We start from the raw sequence: 23,210 nt of genomic DNA, 5'->3' as shown, positions 1-23,210 counted from the left end.
TACTGAGCTCCCACCGCTCCCACAGAGACTCCATTCCATATTCGAAGTCGTGAGCTATTTGCATCTGCTCGTGACTCAAATCGCCCCAGGCAGCGCCTGTCGGGCCAGTTGGGCGGCGGGGTCTTTGGTTGGGGTGACCATGGCGTAGTTGTAACCCGCGCCGGACCAGTAGTCGGCCTGCAGATCACCGTCCAGACGGGTGCCCCGTGGCAGCAAGCGGTTTTTTGCTCCGGGCGGGCGGATGTAGAAACTCAGGGTGCGGCCTTCCGTGTCCTTGTACACCACCAGAGCAGCTGGGCCCTGTTCAGTGGTGGTCATGCGCCCGCTGACCGGCTTGAAGCCCGCTGCTTCGAGATTGGGCAGCCGGTTGGCCTGGGTGAAATGACGGTCAAGCCAGCCCTGCGCATCGCTGGTCTTTTCCGCGCTCCAGTCTCTGGCCATGTGGTCATCCAGGGCAAACATTCGGTAAGCCTGCAGCGCATCAGCCATTGGCGGCGCGGCGCTGGCCAGGGTTATCTCACGCGCCTGCCAGCCGCTGAACCCGCCTACACCAACAGCCACCAGCAACACAGCCGCTGTAGCCAGGTGACGATAACGATTGCGCCGCATGCGCTGACGGATAAACGCCGGGTCCAGTCCCGGATTCGGCGCGCGGTGCAGCTCGCCACTCATTGCCGTGCGCAACCGTTTCGCGTCGTCCTGCCAGGCCTTGACCTGCAACGCGACCTGCGGATGGGCCACCAGCCAGGTTTCCATACGCAGGCGGTCGGCCTCGCTCAGTTGATGATCCACATAAGCGTGAAGGTCGAGTTCGCTGGGGGGCAGGGTGATCATTTCAGTATCCGCAGAGAAGGGGTCGTGATTTCGCCATCGCTGAATTGGCGAAGGGCCTGACGAGCGCGGGACAAGCGCGACATGACCGTACCGATGGGTACGTCGAGAATCGTCGCGACTTCCTTGTAACTCAAGCCTTCCACCGAGATCCATAGCAGCAGCGCACGCTGCTCGGTGTTCAAACGTTCAAAAGCGCCGAGGGTCGATTGAGCAACCACCGTACGCTCAACACTGGGCTGGTACTCCTCGTCTGCGCCGCCAGTGAACAGTTCCAGCATGCGGCTGTATCGACGCGAACGGCGATGGGCGTCGAGAAACTGGCGATAGAGTATCGAGAACAGCCAGGCGCGCAAATCGCCTTCGGGTCGCTTGTCTTTCCAGGCCGACAAGGCTTTTTCCAGGCTGGCCTGAACCAGGTCATCGGCACCGCTGGAGTTGCGGGTCAGCGACACGGCAAACCTGCGCATTCGCGGTATCAACTCTCTGAGTTGGGCGTCGAGCTCGTTCATGGACCGCAGATTCCCTGGTCAGCAACTATGATCGTGTTAAGCGTCTGAGCAGCAAGACGACGCCCGGCCTTGTTTATTCCACCTTTCGTGAATTTTTTCGGCGGATGGAATAAACACTTTCCGGCTCCGTCCTACTGCCCATAAAGCGTGATAGCCGATGACCTGGAGTTGTATATGACCGACCGTGATCCGTTACCCAAGGGGCAAAGACCTCCATTAAGTCCCACCGCAACAGGCCTGCGTCTGGTGGGCATTGGCGTGGTGGTGCTGGTTGCCGCTACCGCATTTGCCTACGTGGGAGGCTACCTCGACCCGCAGCGTCTGACCCCTGACAAGTTGGTCAATACCCTTGAACACAACAACGGCACCTTCCCCGGATATCGCCGCAATCACCCGAAAGGTGTGTGTGTTGCAGGTTACTTTGAAAGCAACGGCGCTGCTGCTGATCTTTCCAGTGCTCAGCTGTTTACCAGCACTCGTACTCCGGTGGAAGGCCGTTTCGCCCTGCCAACCGGCAACCCTTACTCGCCGGACAGTGCCGCGCCCATCCGCAGCCTGGCCCTGCGCTTTACTCAGGCAGACGGCCAGCAGTGGCGCACCGGCATGAACGCCATGCCGGTATTTCCGGTGGGTACCCCAGAAGCGTTCTTCGGGTTGTTGCAAGCCAATGCCCCCGACCCGAAAACCGGCAAGCCCGATCCAACAAAAGCCCCTGCATTTTTCGCCAGCCACCCGGAAGCTGCGCCATTCCTGGCATGGATCAAGACCGCCAAGCCGTCCGCGAGCTACGCGACCGTCAGTTACAACAGCGTCAACGCGTTCTATCTGGTCAGTGCCGATGGCAAGCGCCAGGCAGTGCGCTGGAACATGGTGCCCGTGGATGCTGCGCAGTCCGCTGCACCGCCGCCGGACGCCAAGGATTACCTTGAGCAGGACCTGAATGACCGACTGGACGCCGGCCCCGTCCGTTTCAACCTGATCCTGACGCTCGCGGATGCCAGTGATCCAGTCAACGATGCCAGCAAACAATGGCCCTCTGATCGCCGTACGTTGAACGCCGGTACGCTGGTGCTGGAAAGCGAACAACCGCAATTGAGCGGCGCTTGCCGTGACATCAACTTTGACCCGCTGATGCTGCCGTCCGGCATCAGTGGCTCGGATGATCCGCTGCTGGCGGCGCGTTCTGCTGCTTACGCCACGTCTTACAAACGGCGTACTGCAGAAGTCGAGCAATTGCCTAAAACCGCACCGGTCACGGAGAAAAAATCATGAGTGGCTCCAGCAAGCATTTCTCCCCTCTGGCGCGTTTGCTGCACTGGTCGATGGCACTGATGATCATCGCGATGCTGTTTATCGGCGCGGGTATGGTGGCCTCGGTGTCGGAACGACATGAATGGTTGCTCAATCTGCATAAGCCGTTGGGCATTGCGATCCTGGTGCTGGTGATCCTGCGCATCATTGTGCGCTTGTCCAGCCATACCCCGGCGCTGCCAGCTGACTTGCCGGGTTGGCAGGTTCTGGCGGCGAAACTGTCCCATTACGTGTTGTACGCATTGATGCTGGCAATGCCATTGATTGGCTGGGCAATGATTTCCGCTGCCGGTGATCCGGTGATGCTCAGCAGTTCGGTGCGCCTGCCTTCCATCGTTGCCGCGGATGCTGGAACCTTCGCCTTTTTGCGTCAGGCCCACACCTGGTTGGCGTACACGCTGTTTCTGACCGTGCTGATGCACATCGCAGCGGCGTTGTTTCATGCCTGGGTGCGGCGTGATGAGGTATTGGGGAGCATGTTGCGGGGAAGAGGGTAAACACTAAAAAGAAGGGCGTCACCTCCCTGTAGGCGCTGCCGAAGGCTGCGAAGCGGTGTATCAGACAGAATGCTTTCGCAGCCTTCGGCAGCGCCTACAGGGATGATTTTCAGTGCAGGACCGGGGCCATTTCCGAGAGGACGGTCAAGACATCCTTTGCAAGCTGTCTGGAACGCTTGCCATCCCAGCCGGTGATCAGGTCGGGCGCATCGTCGTTGTCCTTGAACGGCATCTCCAGGGTCAGCGCCAGACATTTGTATTTTTCCCCGACGCTGTTGCAGGCCAGGTTCATGTTGGCCTTGCCCGGCTGCGAACGCGAGTAGCCATAGCGGGTCTGGAAGTCCCGGGTGATTTCACTCAGGCGGGTGCGGAACTGTTCTTCCAGTTGCTGCTGCTTGGGTGTGTAACCGGGATTGCCTTCACAGGCCGCAGTAAAGACGTAGGGGATTTCTTCGTCGCCATGGACGTCGAGGAACATGTCCACGCCATATCTTTCCATCTGTTCCTTGACGAAGAACACTTCCGGGCTGGTTTCCGGGGTGGAGTCCTGCCAGGCACGGTTGAGGTCCTTGCCGTTGGCATTGGTGCGCAGATGCCCGTGGAAAGAACCATCAGGGTTCATGTGCGGAACGAGATACAGGTCGGCGACTTCCAGCAGGGCATTCAGCACCGGATCATCCTGCTGCTGCAGGCGCTCGATCACGCCTTCCATGAACCATTCGGCCATGTGCTCGCCGGGGTGTTGCTGAGCAATGATCCAGATATTGCGCTTGCCTTCGGCTCCGTCGCCGCGACGTAGCAGGGGAATATCACGGCCTTCAACGCTCTTGCCAGTGGCCAGCAATTCGGTCCCAGCCTTTTTCAGGGCCTGGCCAATGAGCCAGTCATGGCGTTCGCGGCTGTAGGGTTCGAAGTAGGCAAACCAGACGTGCTCTCCTGTGGGCGTCAGGCTGAAATTCAGGGCGCTGCCGTCAAATGTGGAAGGCACGCGAAACCAGGTCTGATGATCGTAGGAAGCCACGGCGTTGTAGCCGGTCCAGGCATTGTTGTAGCTGGACTGACTGGCATTGGTCAGGCTGAACCGATGGACCTGTCCCGTCTGCAGTCCGTCGACCTTGAAGTGAAACCACTGAAAATGCGGGCTGCGGGTATCCGGGCGGATGGCCAGCTGGATCTGTGCAGGGTGGCTCGCGTCTATCACTTCGATATTGCCACTATCGAAATCTGCGCTGATTTTGAGAGAGGTCACGGTCGGTTCCTGTGTACGTTAGTGCCAGTTGTGGCGCTACTTTACACGGAACCTGCGCGGAGCAATGCGCGTCGCTGCGACGTGAAGGTGTGTGAATCGGTCACTCAGGACGCACAATCGCCCTTCAAACGTGACCGAACACGGCAAAAGCTTCCGCCGTCACCAGCAGGCTGCACAGAAACGCAGTCGCCATGCACCAGAACAGATAACTGCGACGTTTGCGCCGATGCCAGCCGCTTGCACCCATGATGGCAGCCGGGGCTTGAAGTTGACGCCACAGACGCTCGGTACTTTCGAAAGCAGTGAGATGGGCAGGGGCGGCATCCAGCCAGTGACGGAATTCGATACGTTGACTGGCTGTCGCGTGGGGACTTTGCAGGTGTACATACCAGCGACTGGCCTGTTCGCATACCGGATCCACAGCGCTGGCTTCATCCGCAGCGACTTGCCGTCGGCTGTGTTGCAGGACTCGCACCATGGCCTGCTCGACCAGTGTGACATCGATGTTCAGCAGGCTGGCGATGTCGGCGTAGGACGCCCCGTCGAGTCGGCTGAGCAGAAAGACCTGCTGTGTACGACGGGATAGCTTCACCAGACCGCGTCGCAGGCTCTCGCCGTGCAGACTCAGTGGAACATCCGTCTGACGTGCAGGCAGAGCGGGGAAGGACGAGAGTTGAATACTCATGATCGATTGCCTCGCTTGATGTTGATGAAGACTTCTTTGCCAAGGTGCTGCTTTTAAACCTTTTCTGTAGGAGCTCACGAGCACCGCGAGGCAGCGATGACGTCCTGTCTGATACACCGCTATCGCGGCCTCGCGGTGCTCGTGCGCTCCTACAGGTCCAGTGTTTACCGCGCCATATTCGGTGTAGAAGACGGCCCGAGGTGCCGGGATGAGAGTCTTTCTCAAGTGCTAAACCAGCTCAATTACCGATTATCTTCCGTGCAGCACCTTTGAAAGCCAACTTCAGAGGCCCTTTCTGCGATCTTTTTGCTATGATCCGCGCCATCGTAGAAACGACACCCTCTTCATTAGCCTGAAGAACGCAGCACCCGAACCTTGCATCACCAGTGACACCAAAAAAATAGAAACGAACCGCAAAACTAAAAAAAAGACCCGGAAAAAATCCGGGTCAAAAACCGTGATTAGCCTGATGAGGAGATAATCCAGAAGCCGACCTAAGACTTCTGAGTTATCCAACTGACCTTGCGGCCAGTTGCTTGCAATAATAATCATTATCATTTGCAAGTCAAACCTTTTTATCGTCCCCATAGAAAAATCATTCAGATTCCGCCTGACGCCCGTCAGTCAAGCGGCAGTTCTGTGGTGCGTTTCACTTCGCTCATGGCAATGTTCGAGTGGGCTTCCTGCACGTGTGGCTGCTGCAACAGATGGTCCCGCAGGAAGCGTTCATAGCTGGCGATGTCCTGCGCCACCACCTTGAGCATGAAGTCCATATCGCCCGCCATCGTGTAGCACTCCAGCACCTCGGGGTAGCCGGTGATCGCCTCTTCGAATTCGGCGAGAAAGCGCCGACCGTGCCCCGATAATTTCACATCGACAAACACTGTCATGGTCAGGCCGAGCTTTTGCGGGTTGAGCAGGGCGACTTTGCGCTCGATATAGCCTTCTTCCTGAAGACGGTTGATGCGCCGCCAGCAAGGGGATTGCGAAAGCTCCACGCGCTCGGCGATTTCGGCTGCCGAGAGATCGGCGTCGTGTTGCAGCAGGCGCAGGATCCTGCGGTCGATAGGGCTTAATTTGTTCTGCATGAATTGACCTCTTTTTTTATTTTTATAGAACTGAACATGCAGAAGTTCAGCAGATAAACGGCAAATTAGAAAGAAAAAGCCTCATTGCTACAGGCAGTATTTTGCTTGTGATCGCTCGGGTGGAACCTGCCCGGCGGATTAGCCGCCATAACACTGCTCATAAAAATAAAAGGAGCGCCTGAATGTCTTTGGCTGATATTCGTCTTGACGATAAGTACCGGCTCGCGACCGGCAATTTATACCTGACCGGCACCCAAGCCCTGACCCGCTTGCCGATGCTGCAAAAGCAGCGCGACGAAGCGCGGGGGCTGAACACCGCCGGTTTCATCTCCGGTTATCGCGGCTCGCCCTTGGGCAATCTCGACAAGAGCCTGTGGGACGCCAAGGATTACCTGAAGCAGAACGCAATACACTTTCAGCCGGGGGTCAACGAAGAGTTGGCAGCGACGGCGGTGTGGGGCAGCCAGCAGGTCAATCTCTTTCCCGAAGGCAAGTACGACGGCGTGTTCGCCTTGTGGTACGGAAAAGGCCCGGGGGTGGATCGTTGTGGCGACGTGTTCAAACACGCCAACTCGGCAGGCGTTGCGGCCAATGGCGGGGTGTTGGTGCTGGCGGGGGACGACCATGGCTGCAAGTCGTCGACCATTGCCCACCAGAGCGAACATGCGTTCATCGCGTCAATGATTCCAGTGCTCAACCCCAGTAACGTTCAGGAAATCCTTGATTACGGGATCATCGGCTGGGAGCTGTCACGCTACAGCGGTTGCTGGGTAGCGATGAAAACCATCGCCGAAAACGTCGACTCATCAGCCGTGGTCGAAGTCGATCCATTGCGCATCACGACGCAGATTCCTGAAGATTTCGACATTCCCGAAGGGGGCTTGCACATTCGCTGGCCGGATCCGCCACTGGCTCAGGAGGCGCGGCTCAACACCTATAAGATCTACGCGGCTCGCGCTTTCGCCCGCGCCAATCAGCTCAACAAAGTAGTGATCGATTCGCCTCAGCCAAGGCTGGGCATTGTCACTACCGGCAAGTCCTATCTGGACGTGCGCCAGGCACTGGAAGAACTGGGCATCGACGAAGCGTTGTGTGCTCAAGTCGGCATCCGGGTTCTCAAAGTCGGCATGAGCTGGCCATTGGAGCCGGTCTCGGTCCATGGCTTCGCTGAAGGTCTGGACGAGATTCTGGTGGTCGAAGAAAAACGTAGCGTGATCGAGGATCAACTCACCGGCCAGCTCTACAACTGGCCGGTGGATCGCCGTCCGGTGGTGGTCGGCGAATTCGACGAAGAGGGCCGTTCACTGTTGCCGAACCTCAGTGAGCTGACCCCGGCAATGATCGCTCGGGTGATTGCCAAACGCCTTGCGCCTTTTTACAGCAGCGAGAAAATCGACGCGCGTCTGCAGTTTCTGGCAGACAAAGAGAAGGCCCTGCAAGCGCCGTTGTTCAACACCCAGCGTACCCCGCATTTCTGCTCGGGTTGCCCGCACAACACCTCGACCCGTGTTCCGGAAGGCAGTCGCGCACTGGCCGGGATTGGCTGCCATTACATGACCATCTGGATGGATCGGGCTACGGAGACCTTCACGCAAATGGGCGGCGAAGGCGTGACCTGGATTGGTCAGGCACCGTTTACCAACACGCCCCACGTGTTCCAGAACCTCGGCGACGGGACCTATTTCCATTCCGGTCATCTGGCGTTGCGCGCAGCGGTGGCCTCTGGCGTCAACATCACTTACAAAATTCTCTACAACGACGCAGTCGCCATGACCGGCGGGCAGCCGATCGATGGCGTGCTGCGTGTCGATCAGTTGAGTCGTCAGGTGTTCAACGAAGGCGTGCAGCGCATTGCGCTGGTGTCCGATGAACCGGACAAATACCCGAGCCGTGAGGGTTTTGCACCGATCACCAGTTTCCACCATCGCCGCGATCTGGACAGCGTGCAGCGCGAATTGCGTGAGTTCCAGGGCGTTTCGGTGATCATCTATGACCAGACCTGTGCGACGGAGAAACGTCGTCGGCGCAAACGTGGCACCCTGAAAGATCTTGAAAAACGTGCGTTGATCAATACTGCTGTCTGCGAAGGCTGTGGCGATTGTGGTGTCAAATCCGGCTGTCTTTCCGTGCTGCCCAAAGAGACGGCCCAAGGCCGTAAACGCGAAATCGACCAGAACGCCTGTAACAAGGATTTCAGTTGCGTCGAGGGCTTCTGCCCGAGCTTCGTCACCGTGCATGGCGGCAAATTGCGCAAACCAGCGTTACCCACTCAGGTCCAGAACTTTGTGACACTGCCTGAGCCACACCCGCAGAGTCTGGATAAGCCGTTCAATATTCTGCTATCCGGCGTGGGCGGTACGGGCGTGACCACCGTGGGTGCCATGCTGGGCTATGCGGCCAATATCGAAGGCAAGGGCTGCAGCGTGCTGGATCAGGCCGGTCTGGCGCAAAAGTTTGGTCCGGTGGTCAGTCACATCCGCATCGCTGCGCGTCAGCAGGATCTGTTTGCGGTGCGCATCCCGGCGGGTGAAGCCAATCTGCTGCTGGGCTGCGACTTGCTCGTGGCGGCGGGACCGGATGCCATCGCCAAACTCAACTCGACCTTTTCTCATGCCGTGGTCAACAGCCAGCAAACGCCCACTGCGGAATTTACCCGCAACCCGGATGCGGTTTTCCCCGGCGAGGCGATGAAACAAACCATCCGTGATGCGGTGGGGGCCGAGAAGACGCATTTCATTGAAGCGACTGATCTGGCGATTCGTTTGCTCGGCGATACCATTGCCAGCAACCTGTTCATGCTGGGTTATGCCTTCCAGTTGGGCTTCATCCCGCTCAGTTCGGCAGCGATCGAAAAAGCCATCTCGCTCAACGGCGTGGCGGTCGAGCTCAATCAACAGGCTTTCCTGTGGGGACGGCGTGCCGCGCATGATCTGGGCGCGGTGCAAGCGATTGCTCATCCTCAGGAGCAAGTCGTTGAAACGCCACAGCCTGGTGACATGGCGCAACGCATCAAAGCCAATGTCGCTGCACTGACCGATTACCAGAATGCTGCTTACGCTGAACGCTATACGCGTCTGGTGGAAAATGTACGGCAGACTGAAATGCGCCTGTTTCCGGGGCAGTTGGCGGTGCTGACTGAAGCGGTTGCGTTCAATCTGTTCAAGGTGCTGGCGTACAAGGATGAGTACGAAGTGGCGCGCCTTTACAGCAACGGTGATTTCACCCGGCAATTGCAGGCGCAATTTGAGGGCGATTACCGGCTGGAATTTCATCTGGCTCCGTCATGGCTGGCCAAGCGTGACAAGCAGACGGGAGAACCTCGTAAACGCAGTTTCGGACCCTGGATGCTGAAGGCATTTGGCGGGCTGGCGAAGTTTAAATTCTTGCGGGGTACACCTTTTGATCCGTTCGGGCGCAGCCTGGAACGTCAACAGGAGCGTGAGTTGATCGAGGCGTATATCAGCGACATCGAGCTGATCCTGCTCAACCTCAATGCCATGAATCGTCACACTGCGCTGGAACTGGCGCGTCTGCCGGAGAAAATTCGTGGTTACGGGCATATCAAGGAACGCGCCATGAAGGCCGCGGGGCTGCATGCTGAACGTGTGCGGCATAGCCTGGTGACGGGCGAAGTGGCGGCGCCGAAGTTGTTCGAGGTGGTGGCTTGAGTCTTTATTGATCTCTGGTTACAGACTGGATGTCGCGGGACAGAACTGCTTCGCATTACCTGTGGGAGCAGGGCTTGCCCGCGATGCAGACGCCGTGTTTTTTCAGGTGAACCGGGTTGCTCCAATCGCGGGCGAGCCCGGCTCCCACAGGGTTATGTGCCGTCTGTGCGATAGCATGTTGTCAGTCTTGCTTTGCTGTTCTGAAGTCAGTCGTGCAGTTCAACAATGCTTTGGCAGGAGATTGCATTGTATGTGGGAGCAGAGCTTGCCCGCGATGCAGACGCTGTGGTGTTTCAGGTGAACCGGGTTGCTCTTATCGCGGGCAAGCCCGGCTCCCACAAGGGTATGTGCTGTCTGCGCGATAGCGTGTTGTCAGTCTTGCTTTGCTGTTCTGAAGTCAGTCGTGCAGTTCAACAATGCTTTGGCAGGAGATCGCATTGTATGTGGGAGCAGAGCTTGCCCGCGATGCAGACGCTGTGGTGTTTCAGGTGAATCGGGTTGCTCTTATCGCGGGCAAGCCCGGCCCCCACAGGGTTATGTGCTGTCTGCGCGATAGCGTGTTGTCAGTCTTGCTTTGCTGTTCTGAAGTCAATCGTGCAGTTCAACAATGCTTTGGCAGGAGATCGCATTGTATGTGGGAGCAGGGCTTGCCCGCGATGCAGACGCTGTGGTGTTTCAGGTGAATCGGGTTGCTCTTATCGCGGGCAAGCCCGGCTCCCACAGGTTCTAGACAATACTGGAAGTGATGTCGTGGGACCGGCTTTAGCCGGGAAGAGGCCGTCAGGGTCAATAAGGATAGGTCTTCAGAAATAACGCCTTCCCGGCTAAAGCCGGTCCCACGTCGTCATTCAACCTGCGCTTCAATCTCCACCAGCACCGCACCCTCGCTGACCATCTCTCCTTCGCTGCAATGCACGCCAGTCAAGGTTCCAGCCTTGTCAGCACGGATGCTGTGTTCCATTTTCATTGCTTCCAGTACCACCAGAAGCGTTCCGGCTTCGACGTTCTGGCCGACTTCAACCAGAACCCGCACGATGCTGCCATTCATAGGGGCGGTGAGTCCGCATTGAGGGGCCTGGCTGGCGTCTGCTGCGGTAATTGGGTCAAAGCGTCTGACTGCGTGCAGGTCACCGGCCCATTTCAGGTACAGGGTGTCATCGCGACGCAGCGCCAGGTGTTGCTGACGCAGGCCGTTTTGCTCAATCAGCAACTGGTCGCCAATCAATTGAAACGAGCCGGCGCTGTCGTCGCACAGTTTGATGACTTGCTCCTGACCATCGCAGGTCAGATGCAAAACCACTTCGCTGGGCATACCAGAGCGCATTCCGTTCATCGAAGACCAGGGCGACCGGGGATCATCGCGACGCACGCGAGGAGGCTCGCTCTGGCTGAATGCCGCAGCGGCCGCCTGCCAGAACTCGTCCGACAATGTCGTAGTCGGCGGTAAAAGTTGCGTCTGATGACGCGGAATGAAATCGGTATCCAGCTCGGCTGCCGCAAACGCTGGATGGGCGATGATCCGCCGCAGAAACGGCAGGTTGGTTTTGACTCCACCTACAACGAACTCATCGAGCATCGCCAGTAGCCGCAAGCGCGCCTGCTCACGGTCTTCCCCCCAGGCAATCAGCTTGCCGAGCATGGGGTCGTACAACGGTGAGATGCTGTCGCCCTGCGCCACGCCACTGTCGACTCTGCGCCCTGCGCCCGGCGAGCTTTCGCGATAAAGCGCCAGCGTCCCGGTAGCGGGCAGGAATTCATTGTCTGGATCTTCAGCGTACAACCGCACTTCGATGGCGTGGCCCAGCAAGGGCACTTGCTCCTGAGTCATCGGCAGTTCCTGGCCTTGTGCGACTCGCAATTGCCATTCCACTAGGTCCAGACCGGTGATGGCTTCGGTCACAGGATGTTCAACCTGCAGGCGGGTGTTCATCTCCATGAAGAAAAACTCGCCCCGGGCATCCAGCAGAAACTCCACAGTCCCCGCGCCGACATAACCAATGCTCTGCGCAGCTTTAACTGCGGCTTCGCCCATGGACTTGCGTAACTGCTGACTCAGGCCCGGCGCGGGCGCTTCTTCGACGACTTTCTGATGACGACGCTGGATCGAGCAGTCGCGTTCATTGAGATACAGGCAATGACCGTGCTGATCAGCGAATACCTGAATCTCCACATGGCGAGGCTTGAGCAGGTATTTCTCGACCAGCATGCGTGAGTCGCCAAACGATGACGCGGCTTCTCGCTGTGCCGAAGCCAGTGCATCGGCCAGGTCTTCGACGCGCTCGACAATCTTCATACCTTTGCCGCCACCGCCTGCAGTGGCCTTCAGCAGTACCGGGTAACCAATCCGCTCGGCTGCGTCGCGAAAGGTCGCCAGATCCTGAGCCTCGCCGTGGTAGCCCGGCACCAACGGCACGCCTGCCTGTTCCATCAACGATTTGGCCGCGGACTTGCTGCCCATGGCACCAATGGCCGAGGCGGGCGGGCCGAGGAAAATCAGGCCAGCGCTCTCAACGGCCCGGGCAAATTCGGCATTTTCTGAAAGAAAGCCATAACCCGGATGGATAGCCTGAGCGCCACTGGCAAGTGCTGCGGCGATCAGTCTGGAAATCTGCAGGTAGCTGTCGGCGGCTTTGCTGCCACCCAGATTGACCTTGATGTCTGCTTCGCGGGTATGGCGCGCGTTTTTGTCTGTTTCGCTGTGAACGGCGACCGTGGTCAGCCCCAGGTTTTTCGCGGTGCGCATGATGCGGCAGGCAATTTCGCCACGGTTGGCGATCAAGACGGTGGTCAGGGTCGGGGCGCTCATGGGCGTGGCTCCTTGGGCTGCTCGGTCTGCCAGGTGGGTGGGCGCTTGTCCAGAAAAGCGCGCAGACCTTCCTGGCCTTCCGGGCTGGTGCGAATTCGGGCGATGGCATTTTCGCTATAGCGACGCAGGGCCGGTGTCAGTGCTCCGTTGCCCACTTCGCGCAGCAAATCCTTGCTGGCACGCATGGCCTGAGGGCTGTTCAGTAGCAGATTACCGATCCAGGCCTGCACCTGTCGCTCCAGCTCCTGCGGCGGATAACACTCGGCAATCAGGTCGATTTCCCGGGCGCGCACACCGTCAAATCGCTCGGCTGTCAGCGCGTAGCGGCGGGCTGTGCGCTCGCCGATGGCTTGAACCACAAACGGGCTGATCACTGCGGGTGCCAGGCCGATGCGCACCTCGGACAGACAAAACTGCGCGTTTGTGGCGCCTATTGCCATGTCACAGCAACTGATCAGACCCAGTGCGCCCCCGAACGCAGCGCCTTGTACCACTGCCAATGTCGGAATCTTCAGTTTGGCGAGGTTGTACATCAGCTCGGCCAGTTCGCGGGCATCATCAAGATTGGTGTTGTAGTCCAGATCGGCTGCTTGCTGCATCCAGGCCAGGTCCGCCCCTGCACTGAAGTGCTTGCCGCGGCCGCGTATCAGCAGGAAGCGCAAACCGGCATCAGCCTGAACCGCATCCAGCGCAAGGATCAGCTCGCGGATCATTTGTGCATTGAACGCGTTGTTTTTCTCGGGCCGGTTCAGCCAGAGCGTGGCGTAGCCCTGTGGGTCACGCAGCAGTTCTACGGTTTGAAAGTCAGTCATGAGCGTTTCCTGATCACATGCGGAACAGACCGAAGGTCGTCGGCTCGATAGGCGCATTCAGAGAGGCGGAGAGGGCGAGGCCGAGAATGTCCCGGGTTTGTGCTGGATCGATCACGCCGTCGTCCCATAGCCGGGCGCTGGAGTAATACGGATGCCCCTGGTGTTCGTATTGGTCGAGGATCGGCTGTTTGATGGCTGCTTCCTCGCGGGCACTGAACGGCTCGCCGCTGCGCTCGGCCTGTTCCCGTTTGACCTGGACCAGCACGCCCGCCGCCTGCTCGCCACCCATAACGCCGATCCGCGCATTGGGCCACATCCACAGGAAGCGAGGATCGTAGGCACGACCGCACATACCGTAATTGCCCGCACCAAAGCTGCCGCCAATGATCACGGTGAATTTCGGCACTTTGGCGCAGGCCACTGCTGTTACCAGTTTGGCTCCGTGTTTGGCGATGCCGCCTGCCTCGTATTTCTGTCCGACCATGAAGCCAGTGATGTTCTGCAGAAACAGCAGCGGAATTCCGCGCTGGCAGGCCAGCTCGATGAAATGCGCTCCTTTTTGCGCCGCTTCGGCGAACAGAATGCCGTTATTGGCGAGGATCGCCACGGGATAGCCGTGCAGCCTCGCGAAGCCGCACACCAGTGTGGTGCCGAACAGTGCCTTGAATTCGTCGAACAGCGAGCCATCCACTAGCCGGGCGATCACTTCGCGAACATCAAAAGGCTGCTTGGCGTCGGCGGGAATCACGCCGTACAGTTCGTCAGCCGCATACAGCGGGGCAATGGGGGCTTCGCTATTCAAGGTGCCGAGTTTGCGCCAGTTCAGATTGGCGATACTGCGGCGTGCCAGCTCCAGAGCATGTTCGTCATTGTCGGCGTAGTGGTCGGCAACCCCTGAGGTCCGGCAATGCACATCTGCACCTCCCAGGTCTTCAGCGCTGACCACTTCGCCTGTCGCTGCCTTGACCAGAGGGGGCCCGGCGAGAAAGATGGTTGCCTGTTGACGAACCATGATCGCTTCGTCTGCCATGGCGGGTACATAAGCGCCACCTGCGGTGCAGGAGCCCATCACAACGGCGATCTGCGGGATGCCTTGCGCACTCATGTTGGCCTGATTGAAGAAAATCCGTCCGAAGTGCTCGCGATCCGGAAACACTTCATCCTGACGCGGCAGATTGGCACCGCCGGAATCCACCAGGTAAATGCACGGCAGGCGGTTCTGCTGGGCAATGGTCTGTGCCCGCAGATGCTTTTTGACCGTGAGCGGGTAATACGAACCGCCTTTGACTGTGGCGTCGTTGGCGATAATCATGCATTCCACGCCTTCGACGCGGCCAATCCCGGCAATCACTCCGGCGGCAGGCACGTCTTCCTCATACACTTTCAAAGCAGCCAGCTGACCGATTTCAAGAAACGGCGAACCGCTGTCGAGCAGGCGATTGATGCGGTCCCGTGGCAGTAATTTGCCCCGAGAGGTGTGGCGCTCCTGGGCTTTCGGTCCGCCACCTTGCTGAATGTTCGCAAGCAGGTTACGCAGTGCGTGGACCTGTTCAAGCAAGGTAGCGCTGTTGGTGGCGAATTCGGCGGAGCGGGTGTTGATGCGGGTCTGGAGGGTGGTCATGGCTACTCCGGTTTTTTTGCGCGCTATAAAAGATTCCGCGGTGCGTCTGCCACTTTCGTCTCCTGCATCGCGGGCAAGCACCGCTTCCACATTTAATCTCATTCCACTTCAAGCGGTTCTGAGGGGCGATATCTGCGAGAGCGCTTATCAATTCGAACTGAAATGCGATCCCTTGTGGGAGCGGTGCTTGCCCGCGATACATGAGCCGCGGTGGCGAGAAGCAACACTTTGTTGTTTATCGCGCGCCAGCAATCATCGGGACTCATTAAACAATTCCCGCCCAATCAACATCCGCCGGATTTCACTGGTGCCCGCGCCGATTTCGTAAAGCTTGGCGTCGCGCAGCAGTCGTCCGGCCGGGAATTCGTTGATGTAGCCGTTACCGCCCAGAATCTGGATCGTTTCCAGGGCCATCTGCGTTGCCCGCTCGGCGCTGTAGAGGATGACCCCGGCAGCGTCCTTGCGCGTGGTTTCGCCACGTTCGCAGGCTTGAGCCACGGCATACAGGTAAGCGCGGCTGGCGTTGAGCTGGGTGTACATGTCGGCGATCTTGCCTTGAATCAACTGAAATTCGCCGATGCTCTGGCCGAACTGTTTACGGTCATGGATGTAGGGTACGACCACGTCCATGCAGGCCTGCATGATCCCGGTTGGGCCACCGGACAGCACGACCCGTTCGTAGTCCAGCCCGCTCATTAAAACTTTCACGCCACCATTCAGCACGCCCAGCAGGTTTTCCTCCGGAACTTCCACGTCGTCAAAGAACAGTTCGCAGGTGTTCGAACCGCGCATACCCAACTTGTCGAATTTGTTGCCTCGGGAAAAACCTTTCCAGTCCCGCTCGACGATAAACGCGCTGATGCCATGGGCAGCTTTCTGGAGGTCGGTCTTGGCGTAGATCACATAGGTATTGGCATCCGGACCGTTGGTGATCCAGGTCTTGCTGCCATTAAGGACAAAGCGGTCGCCGCGTTTTTCGGCCCGCAGCTTCATCGAAACCACGTCAGAACCGGCGTTGGGTTCGCTCATGGCCAGCGCCCCGACATGTTCACCGCTGATGAGGGAGGGCAGGTACTTCTCCTTCTGCGCGGCAGTGCCGTTGCGATTGATCTGATTCACGCACAGATTCGAATGCGCGCCGTAAGACAGCGCAACAGAAGCAGAACCGCGACTGATTTCCTCCATGACCACGACGTGGGCGAGATAACTGAGTCCAGCGCCGCCGTACTCTTCAGCAACCGTAATCCCCAGCAGACCCATGTCGCCAAACTTGCGCCACAAGTCAGCGGGAAAGAGATTGTCTTTATCAATCTGCGCAGCACGTGGGGCGATTTCCGCAGCGACAAACGATTGCACCTGGTCGCGCAAGATATCAATGGTTTCGCCCAGAGCGAAGTTCAGGCTGGGGTAACTCATGGTTAGCGTTCCTTGTTATTTTTTTGGAAGAGTCGCTATGACCTTTACGTTAACGTAAGCCTGGAGATGGAGGTGTGTCAATGAGCAGTTGTAAAGTCGCGCGTCGGTACAGGCATGAGTCGACCGTAAACTTCCTGCCAATTTTTGGCCCATGTTGTGCACTAATTTAAAAGCCGCGACTCTGATACCTGTAAGCAGTTGTTACCGGAGTTCGTGGCAGAGCATGAGGCTCGCTCCAGACCGGTTAATACCGCTGGATGGATTCTTTCGGACCTGTATAGGTTGGATCGCACGATGGTACGTATCTGTGCACTATTGCTGGTGTGCCTGACCCAGAGCCTGATTTCGGTGCAGGCGTTGGCCGACGACGACTGGAGTGTCGGCTACCACCGCCTCAGCTTCCCGGATCCACTGGACTCCCAGCCAATGGAGGCCATCGCCTTTTATCCCTCTACGGCCGCAGAGCAGTCCAGCACTATTCAAGGCTATATCGTTGATGCAACGCTAGAAGCGCCGATTGCCCTCGGACGTTTCCCGCTGGTGCTGCTTTCCCATGGCAATACCGGTACTCCGCTCGCGCTGCATGACCTGGCGACTTCGTTGGCGAGGCGAGGTTTTGTCGTGGTCGCGGTGATTCACCCCGGTGATAACAATGTTGATCACAGCCGACTAGGCAGCGTCAGCAACCTGTATGGACGACCGCTGCAAATTTCCGAAGCTATCAGCACTGCGTTACTTGACCCGACGCTGGCACCCTATATCCGCGCCGACCAAGTGGGCGTGATTGGATATTCAGCTGGTGGCGAAACTGCCTTGATCCTGGCCGGTGCAGAACCTGATCTTCAACGCCTCAAAACCTATTGCACCAAGCGCCCGGATGATCGGGATGCCTGCAAGACCGGAGGCGAATTGCTGCTGGATCGTGATGATCTGCATGCACAAGCTGATCCCAGGGTTGGCGCACTGATGTTGATGGCTCCGCTGACGCTGATGTTTGGCCGTCATACCCTGGCGGATGTGCATGTCCCGGTATTGCTGTACAGCGGTGACGGGGATGAACTGCTAGCCGTGGACCAGAATGCCGAAGCGCTGGCGCGCAAGTTGCCGCAGACGCCGGATTACAAGTTATTGGCGGGGGCAGGGCATTTCGTGTTTATGGCTCCCTGCAGCGATGAGCTGAGGGCCACTTCACCGGTCATGTGTAACGACCGTGAAGGTGTCGACCGGGAAGATATTCATCGCAACCTGAGTGCTGAAGCCGTGCGTTTTTTCGAGAATGCCCTGGGCATGCCTGAGTTGGGCAGTGGCGGAATGCAAACTGCCCATCATGAGCAACCCTGATGATCAGCCGGTTGTAGCCGTCAGCGAGCGCAGGAAGTCGGCAAATCCACCCACTGCCCGTGCTTCCAGCCGGGTGCTGGTGGTAACGCGAGGACGGCAACTCCAGGCGATACGTGCGCCATTCAATTCCAGTTGTCGAATCAACTGGACGTCTTCATGGCAAGCCAGCGGCGGAAAGCCGCCTGCCAGGCGATAAGCCGCCGCGCTGATGCCCATGTTGGCTCCGTGGATGTGGCGATGACCGTCGCGATGCTGATAGTGCTGTTGATAGCGAATCTGCGCTTCAACCGGAATCCCGTCTTGCCAGACCCCGGGCGTTACTGTTCCGCAGACTGCATCGGCATCAAGCGCCAGTTGTTCCACCAGCCAGTCCTCGGCCACGGTGCTGTCGCCATCGGTGCAGGCAATCCAGCGGGCACCCTGTTCCAGTAGCAGCGCAGCGCCTGCAGCCCGTGCCTGACCCACGTTACGTACGTTGACCTCAAGAGCACTCACGCCATACTGCCGCGCTATGCTCGCCGAAGCGTCGGTGCAACTGTCCAGCACCACGAGAATGACAACCTGCTCGGCGGCCAGTGCGGGATGTTTGCCCGCCTTCAACAGGGTTTCAAGGCACTGGCCGAGCAGCAGTTCTTCGTTGTGAACCGGTATGAGCACGCCAATCATCGTAGTTTCTCCCTTTCTGCGACTGATCTTTCATCACGGCTCCAGACGTCGAGGAAAAAATCCGCTTCGTCATGGCTGAAAATCCGTGGCATGTTCAAACGTGCCGCGAGGATTGCGTGAACCTTTTCAGCATCCAGCGGGCAGCCTTCAATCTGCGGTCGCCAGTGGCAGGCGAGTATTTGCCCTTCATCTGTCAGGGATGCCAGTGCACGATCAATCCAGCGATTCAGGTCCTGCTCGTCCAGGTAATAACCCAGTTCGCTGAACACAATCAGATCAAACCGGGCGTCTGGCCATTGCTCAGGCAGACGTCCGTGCATGACCTCAACGTGTGTGAACGTTGCCAGCCGCTGACGTGCCAGTTCAACCGCCGAACGGCTGGTATCGCACACCAGTAATCGATCGCAGCGGGTGGCCAGGTCCGCGCTGAGTTCACCATTGGCGCAGCCAGGCTCAAATACTGATGCGTAACGCTCACGGGGCAGGGCCGCCAGAGTCAACGCACGCTTGCGGCGTTCGTACCAGCGTTTCTTGAAAGCCCATGGGTCGTCACTTTCCTGAAAAAGTTGTTCGAAGTAGCTGTCATCGACACTCACAGAAAGACCACCTCAAATGGCTGCATCAAGCGCTCCAGCACATCCGCGGCCAATACCGGCGGCAGACCGATCTGGGGATCGCCCTCCAGTTGACTGGCAAATGCATAAGCCGCATGGCGTTTGCGCGCGATGACGGCCGGCTCCAGGAGGATTTTGCGCGCCCGTTCCCACGGCAAGCGCTCATCTTCCGGCGACGCCCAGTGCCAGGCCCAGATCGGCACCTCGTGCAAACGTGCGCCAATGGCATGGGCAGCCCGTGCGCTGGCGCGGCCGACCGCTTCATGATCGCTGTGCCCGTCATGAGCCCATGTGGTAAACACCACGTCCGTCGGCTCGAGGTAGCGCTCGATAAAGGCGGTCAGTTGATCTTCCTGTTGCCCCACGGTGGTGTCAGCAAAGCCACCCCTTATCCATTGCAGGCTGTGCATGGGCAGGTCGAGACGACGCAAGGCTTCGGCGCTTTCCTGCGGTCGAATCACACTCAGCCGTTCGGCTGGCCAGGTGGAGGAGCCTGGATGGCTGGCGCTGCCGTCGGTGACTGAAATGAGTTTCAGCGGCCGACCCAACTGGGCCAGTTGGTGCATCAGGCCGCCGCAGCCGAGCACTTCATCATCAGGGTGAGGGGCGATGATCACTGCGCGTGAGTGCGGCGGAACCAGTTCTTCGGCGCTGATTGACGACAGTTGCGCCAGTTTTTTCGATCCGTTCCAGGCCAGCAGCGAAGTGCCGCTGCCGACGATGGGATTATTGTCAGTCATAGTTGCCACATCCGTGATGGCGTGATCACAGCCTGCCGGGATGTCAGATCACCAAGAGCTGCCAGATCACGCTCTGCATGGCTCTGGCGCAGGAAAACCGGTAGGTCAGCGATCAGTCGAGCGAAATGCGCATCCTTGCAGTAAGGGCCTGCGCCCAAGGCACGGCCAACATGCAGAATCACCTGCTCGACATTGTGTTCAATCACCGCTCGGCTGCGACGCGCCAAAACCTGTGCGTCGGCGAGAGGTGTTTGATTGATACGGTAGGCCGCGTGTTGCAGGGCAGCCCACGAACTGTGCATAGCCACATCCACCGCGCCCAAGTGGGCCATGGTGTGCGGCTCTAGTGTTTTGGAGCCTTGTTGCAACAGACGCTGGGCCAGAGATATAGATCCTCCGTACCAGCAAGCGGCGATACCGATGCCGCCTTGCCAGAAACCGGGTCTGGCCAGATAGTCACCGGGTTTGCCGATGGCCACCCCATGAGCGCGGTCGAATACCACCTCAACACTGCCAGTGGCGCCCATGCCTACGGCACGCCAGCCTTCTTGAGTAATACTGACGCCGGGTTGCCTGAGATCGACGGCGACCAGCTGCTGCTGATCATCTTCGTCCCAGGCAGTCATCAATGCGTGGCTGAGTACCGCAGCGCCCGAACACCAGGCTTTACGACCGTTGACTTGCAAGTTATCGCCTTTGCGTTGCACGCTAACCCGCGCATGGGGAGGCTCGGCCGCCCACATGCCCCAACCGGTCCCGGTTTCCGGGGCGTTGACGCCCACCTCATGCATGATGGCCAACGCATCGGTATGGCCTTCATACAATTTGCACAACCCCAGATCATGCCCGGCAACGCAGGCCAGTCCCTGCCAGCGCTCAAGGATCTGGCCGCTGGCAGGAAAGGGAAGCTGATCCAGCCCTTCGTCAATCAGCGCCTGCAAGCATTCGCCCAGCGCACGCGTATCGGCATAGCCGTGCTTGCGCCAGTCGAGGAACTCACTGAGCGCCTGACTCATGCTTTTTCATCGTGTTGCAGTTCGAACAGCAGCAGAGAGCGAGCAGTAACGGTGTAGTGATCACCAAAACCAAATTGCTCACTGGCTTTCATGTCCGGCTGATTAGTATCAATCAGGCAGGTCCAGTGTTCGCCTTCAGGCACCTGCGGCAGGGTGAAGTTGACCCCGTCATGATGCGAGTTGACCACCAGCAGCAAGGTTGCGTCAGCGCCAGGTCGACGGATACCTGTCTCCTGCGCGCGGCCATCCATCAGCATGCCCAGGCAGCGGGCATGTGCGTCTTCCCATTGCTCGATGCCCATTTCGTTGCCGTCTGGAGACAGCCAAGTGACATCCTTGACGCCGATTTCTTCGTTGTAATCACCCACCAAGAAGCGACTACGACGCAGGATCGGGTAAGTCAGACGAAGCTTGATCAGGCGCTTGACGAACTTGAGCAGCGACTTGCCGTCTTCATCAAGATCCCAGTTGACCCAGCCGATCTCACTGTCCTGACAGTAGGCGTTGTTATTACCATGCTGGGTGCGGGCGAACTCGTCACCGGCGACCACCATTGGCGTACCCTGAGCCAGCAGCAAGGTGGCGAAGAAGTTACGCATCTGACGCAAGCGCAACGCGTTGATTTCCGGATCTTCAGTCGGACCTTCGACGCCATGGTTCCAAGACAGGTTGTTGTTGCTGCCGTCCTGATTGTTTTCGTCGTTGGCTTCGTTGTGCTTGTCGTTATAAGAGACAAGGTCGTGCAAGGTGAAGCCATCATGCGCGGTGATGAAGTTCACCGAAGCCTGAGGCCTGCGCCCGCGCTGATTGAACATGTTGCCCGACGCGGTCATACGTCCGGCGAAGTCTGCCAGTTGGCCTTCATCGCCTTTCCAGAACGCGCGTACGGTGTCGCGGAATTTGTCGTTCCACTCCATCCAGCCAGGTGGGAAACCACCGACCTGATAGCCGCCGGGACCACAGTCCCAAGGCTCGGCGATCAGTTTGACCTGACGCAGCACCGGGTCCTGGCGGCAAGCCACGAGGAAGCTGTGACGCTCGTCGAAGCCATCGTGGTAGCGGCCGAGGATGGTTGCCAGGTCGAAGCGGAAGCCGTCGACGTGCATTTCCGAAGCCCAGTAGCGCAGGGAGTCTGTAACCATCTGCAGCACGCAAGGGTGGCTCAGGTCCAGGGTGTTGCCGGTGCCGGAATCGTTGATGTAGAAACGTTTGTCGTCAGGCATCAAGCGATAGTACGAGGCGTTGTCGATGCCGCGCATGGACAGGGTCGGGCCGAGCTCGTTGCCTTCGGCAGTGTGGTTGTAAACCACATCGAGGATCACTTCCAGTCCGGCATGGTGCATGTGTGCAACCATTTCCTTGAACTCGGCAATTTTGCCGTGAGCGAGGTAGCGCGGATCAGGGGCAAAGAACGCAATACTGTTGTAGCCCCAGTAGTTGGTCATGCCTTTCTGCAACAGATGCTGATCGTTGACGAACGCGTGAATCGGCAACAATTCGACAGAGGTCACGCCCAGCTTGCGAATGTGATCGATCACGTCCGCAACCATCAGCCCTGAGAACGTACCTTTGAGTTCATCTGGCACCGAAGGGTGACGCATGGTGAAACCGCGGGTGTGGGTTTCATACAGGATGGTCTTGTCCCACGGCACGCTTATCTGCTGATCGCGGCCCCAGGTGTACGCCGGGTCGATCACTTTGCTTTTCGGCACGAAGGGCGCGCTGTCGCGCTCGTCAAAGCTGAGGTCACCGTCCGGGTGGCCAATGGTGTAACCAAACAGTGCTTCGGACCATTTCAATTCGCCAACCAGTTGTTTGGCGTACGGGTCAATCAGCAGTTTGTTGTGGTTGAAGCGATGACCATTTTTCGGGTCATAAGGGCCGTACACACGGTAGCCGTAGATCAGCCCCGGGTGGGCGTCAGGCAGATAACCGTGATAAATCTCGTCGGTGTATTCCGGCAACTCGATGCGTTCGAGTTCAACTTCGCCCGTGGAATCAAACAGGCAAAGCTCAACCTTGGTAGCGTTGGCCGAGAAGATCGCGAAGTTGACGCCGAGACCGTCCCAGCTGGCGCCGAGCGGGAAGGGAAGGCCTTCACGAATACGCGACACGCTGGCTTCGACTTGATCGGCCTTGGCGGATGCACCTTGTGGACTGTCTTTCTTTGGGGTTTTGGACTGCGTGTTCATTGTGCGTTCCTGACGGCTGGTGTTTTTCGGGGCGGCCGAAACCGCAGTCGAAGCGAGAGCGCTTCAACAAAAAGTCGAAGTAAAAAATGCTGGGTTACCGCAGGTCACGATGGGTAAGAAAGTGATCCCTGCGGTACGGAGTTGG

Annotated in this window: 18 protein-coding genes; 4 read left to right on the top strand and 14 right to left on the bottom strand. The window is 58.3% G+C overall.

Translation table 11 applies throughout. The features are described 5' to 3' along the window. Nucleotides 1-75: 75 nt before the first annotated feature. Entirely contained in the window at nt 76-834 is a 759-nt protein-coding gene (locus tag H8S59_RS06995; protein ID WP_187520934.1) for an anti-sigma factor family protein, read from the bottom strand. Further along, the gene (locus H8S59_RS06990; RefSeq protein WP_187520933.1) at nt 831-1,343 is read right to left on the bottom strand and encodes a sigma-70 family RNA polymerase sigma factor; all 513 of its coding nucleotides are present in this window, start codon (nt 1,341-1,343) and stop codon (nt 831-833) included. The genes H8S59_RS06995 and H8S59_RS06990 overlap by 4 nt, the downstream gene beginning before the upstream one ends. A 174-nt stretch (nt 1,344-1,517) precedes the next feature. Here H8S59_RS06990 and H8S59_RS06985 point away from each other — a divergent pair, with 174 nt between their 5' ends. Together H8S59_RS06985 and H8S59_RS06980 are read left to right on the top strand one after the other, a co-directional pair. Next, nucleotides 1,518-2,615, top strand: a complete 1,098-nt coding sequence (locus H8S59_RS06985) for a catalase family peroxidase (protein WP_187520932.1) — start codon at nt 1,518-1,520, stop codon at nt 2,613-2,615. Beyond that, complete coding sequence (locus H8S59_RS06980) at nt 2,612-3,151, top strand: cytochrome b (RefSeq protein WP_187520931.1); 540 nt, start codon at nt 2,612-2,614, stop codon at nt 3,149-3,151. The genes H8S59_RS06985 and H8S59_RS06980 overlap by 4 nt, the downstream gene beginning before the upstream one ends. Before the next feature lie 109 nt (nt 3,152-3,260). Here H8S59_RS06980 and H8S59_RS06975 read toward each other — a convergent pair whose 3' ends face one another. The 3 genes from H8S59_RS06975 to H8S59_RS06965 all read right to left on the bottom strand — a co-directional run bounded on the left by H8S59_RS06975 (nt 3,261) and on the right by H8S59_RS06965 (nt 6,173). Further along, nucleotides 3,261-4,400, bottom strand: coding sequence for a M14-type cytosolic carboxypeptidase (locus tag H8S59_RS06975; protein ID WP_187520930.1), 1,140 nt, complete (start codon nt 4,398-4,400; stop codon nt 3,261-3,263). A 124-nt stretch (nt 4,401-4,524) separates the two neighbouring features. Then, nucleotides 4,525-5,085: a DUF4880 domain-containing protein gene (locus H8S59_RS06970; RefSeq protein ID WP_187520929.1), complete on the bottom strand. Its 561-nt coding sequence runs from the start codon at nt 5,083-5,085 to the stop codon at nt 4,525-4,527. 620 nt (nt 5,086-5,705) lie between these two features. Continuing rightward, a complete protein-coding gene (locus tag H8S59_RS06965) occupies nt 5,706-6,173 on the bottom strand; it encodes an Lrp/AsnC family transcriptional regulator (protein ID WP_095097928.1) in 468 nt (155 codons plus the stop codon). A 182-nt stretch (nt 6,174-6,355) separates the two neighbouring features. On the opposite strand from H8S59_RS06965, the gene H8S59_RS06960 reads away from it, so the two are divergent. Then, entirely contained in the window at nt 6,356-9,841 is a 3,486-nt protein-coding gene (locus H8S59_RS06960) for an indolepyruvate ferredoxin oxidoreductase family protein (RefSeq protein ID WP_187520928.1), read from the top strand. A gap of 844 nt (nt 9,842-10,685) precedes the next feature. Here H8S59_RS06960 and H8S59_RS06955 read toward each other — a convergent pair. The 4 genes from H8S59_RS06955 to H8S59_RS06940 all read right to left on the bottom strand — a co-directional run bounded on the left by H8S59_RS06955 (nt 10,686) and on the right by H8S59_RS06940 (nt 16,496). Further along, nucleotides 10,686-12,647, bottom strand: a complete 1,962-nt coding sequence (locus H8S59_RS06955; RefSeq protein WP_187520927.1) for an acetyl/propionyl/methylcrotonyl-CoA carboxylase subunit alpha — start codon at nt 12,645-12,647, stop codon at nt 10,686-10,688. Continuing rightward, nucleotides 12,644-13,459 (bottom strand): gamma-carboxygeranoyl-CoA hydratase, encoded by an 816-nt coding sequence (locus H8S59_RS06950; RefSeq protein WP_187520926.1) that lies wholly within the window; start codon nt 13,457-13,459, stop codon nt 12,644-12,646. The genes H8S59_RS06955 and H8S59_RS06950 overlap by 4 nt, the downstream gene beginning before the upstream one ends. Nucleotides 13,460-13,472: 13 nt before the next feature. Continuing rightward, nucleotides 13,473-15,080 carry a carboxyl transferase domain-containing protein gene (locus tag H8S59_RS06945; protein WP_187520925.1) on the bottom strand — a complete coding sequence of 536 codons (1,608 nt, stop codon included), beginning with the start codon at nt 15,078-15,080 and terminating at the stop codon, nt 13,473-13,475. Nucleotides 15,081-15,332: 252 nt separating this feature from the next. Beyond that, nucleotides 15,333-16,496, bottom strand: coding sequence for an isovaleryl-CoA dehydrogenase (locus H8S59_RS06940; protein ID WP_187520924.1), 1,164 nt, complete (start codon nt 16,494-16,496; stop codon nt 15,333-15,335). A gap of 294 nt (nt 16,497-16,790) precedes the next feature. Between H8S59_RS06940 and H8S59_RS06935 the strand changes: the two genes are divergently transcribed. Next, nucleotides 16,791-17,837, top strand: a complete 1,047-nt coding sequence (locus tag H8S59_RS06935; RefSeq protein WP_187520923.1) for an alpha/beta hydrolase family protein — start codon at nt 16,791-16,793, stop codon at nt 17,835-17,837. A gap of 3 nt (nt 17,838-17,840) precedes the next feature. On the opposite strand, the gene H8S59_RS06930 is transcribed toward H8S59_RS06935, so the two are convergent. The 5 genes from H8S59_RS06930 to glgX are packed head-to-tail and all read right to left on the bottom strand — an operon-like array spanning nt 17,841 to nt 23,065. Further along, the gene (locus tag H8S59_RS06930) at nt 17,841-18,503 is read right to left on the bottom strand and encodes a glycosyltransferase family 2 protein (RefSeq protein ID WP_187520922.1); all 663 of its coding nucleotides are present in this window, start codon (nt 18,501-18,503) and stop codon (nt 17,841-17,843) included. Further along, nucleotides 18,500-19,099, bottom strand: coding sequence for an SAM-dependent methyltransferase (locus tag H8S59_RS06925; protein ID WP_095097904.1), 600 nt, complete (start codon nt 19,097-19,099; stop codon nt 18,500-18,502). The genes H8S59_RS06930 and H8S59_RS06925 overlap by 4 nt, the downstream gene beginning before the upstream one ends. After that, a complete protein-coding gene (locus H8S59_RS06920) occupies nt 19,096-19,857 on the bottom strand; it encodes a PIG-L deacetylase family protein (protein ID WP_187520921.1) in 762 nt (253 codons plus the stop codon). The genes H8S59_RS06925 and H8S59_RS06920 overlap by 4 nt, the downstream gene beginning before the upstream one ends. After that, nucleotides 19,854-20,873: an acyl-CoA dehydrogenase family protein gene (locus tag H8S59_RS06915; RefSeq protein WP_187520920.1), complete on the bottom strand. Its 1,020-nt coding sequence runs from the start codon at nt 20,871-20,873 to the stop codon at nt 19,854-19,856. The genes H8S59_RS06920 and H8S59_RS06915 overlap by 4 nt, the downstream gene beginning before the upstream one ends. After that, a complete protein-coding gene (glgX, locus tag H8S59_RS06910; protein WP_095097895.1) occupies nt 20,870-23,065 on the bottom strand; it encodes a glycogen debranching protein GlgX in 2,196 nt (731 codons plus the stop codon). Before glgX ends, H8S59_RS06915 begins: the two co-directional genes overlap by 4 nt. Nucleotides 23,066-23,210 lie beyond the last annotated feature (145 nt).

This window comes from Pseudomonas folii, assembly GCF_014357575.1.
Lineage (GTDB): Bacteria > Pseudomonadota > Gammaproteobacteria > Pseudomonadales > Pseudomonadaceae > Aquipseudomonas > Aquipseudomonas folii.
Note: the sequence above shows the minus strand (reverse complement) of the source record. Positions and strands in the feature narration are given on the sequence as shown.

Coding starts and splice junctions, on each gene's coding strand:
- H8S59_RS06995 (WP_187520934.1), bottom strand. CDS start 834: ATGATCACCCTGCCCCCCAGCGAACTCGACCTTCACGCTTATGTGGAT.
- H8S59_RS06990 (WP_187520933.1), bottom strand. CDS start 1,343: ATGAACGAGCTCGACGCCCAACTCAGAGAGTTGATACCGCGAATGCGC.
- H8S59_RS06985 (WP_187520932.1), top strand. CDS start 1,518: ATGACCGACCGTGATCCGTTACCCAAGGGGCAAAGACCTCCATTAAGT.
- H8S59_RS06980 (WP_187520931.1), top strand. CDS start 2,612: ATGAGTGGCTCCAGCAAGCATTTCTCCCCTCTGGCGCGTTTGCTGCAC.
- H8S59_RS06970 (WP_187520929.1), bottom strand. CDS start 5,085: ATGAGTATTCAACTCTCGTCCTTCCCCGCTCTGCCTGCACGTCAGACG.
- H8S59_RS06965 (WP_095097928.1), bottom strand. CDS start 6,173: ATGCAGAACAAATTAAGCCCTATCGACCGCAGGATCCTGCGCCTGCTG.
- H8S59_RS06960 (WP_187520928.1), top strand. CDS start 6,356: ATGTCTTTGGCTGATATTCGTCTTGACGATAAGTACCGGCTCGCGACC.
- H8S59_RS06955 (WP_187520927.1), bottom strand. CDS start 12,647: ATGAGCGCCCCGACCCTGACCACCGTCTTGATCGCCAACCGTGGCGAA.
- H8S59_RS06950 (WP_187520926.1), bottom strand. CDS start 13,459: ATGACTGACTTTCAAACCGTAGAACTGCTGCGTGACCCACAGGGCTAC.
- H8S59_RS06945 (WP_187520925.1), bottom strand. CDS start 15,080: ATGACCACCCTCCAGACCCGCATCAACACCCGCTCCGCCGAATTCGCC.
- H8S59_RS06940 (WP_187520924.1), bottom strand. CDS start 16,496: ATGAGTTACCCCAGCCTGAACTTCGCTCTGGGCGAAACCATTGATATC.
- H8S59_RS06935 (WP_187520923.1), top strand. CDS start 16,791: ATGGTACGTATCTGTGCACTATTGCTGGTGTGCCTGACCCAGAGCCTG.
- H8S59_RS06930 (WP_187520922.1), bottom strand. CDS start 18,503: ATGATTGGCGTGCTCATACCGGTTCACAACGAAGAACTGCTGCTCGGC.
- H8S59_RS06920 (WP_187520921.1), bottom strand. CDS start 19,857: ATGACTGACAATAATCCCATCGTCGGCAGCGGCACTTCGCTGCTGGCC.
- H8S59_RS06915 (WP_187520920.1), bottom strand. CDS start 20,873: ATGAGTCAGGCGCTCAGTGAGTTCCTCGACTGGCGCAAGCACGGCTAT.
- glgX (WP_095097895.1), bottom strand. CDS start 23,065: ATGAACACGCAGTCCAAAACCCCAAAGAAAGACAGTCCACAAGGTGCA.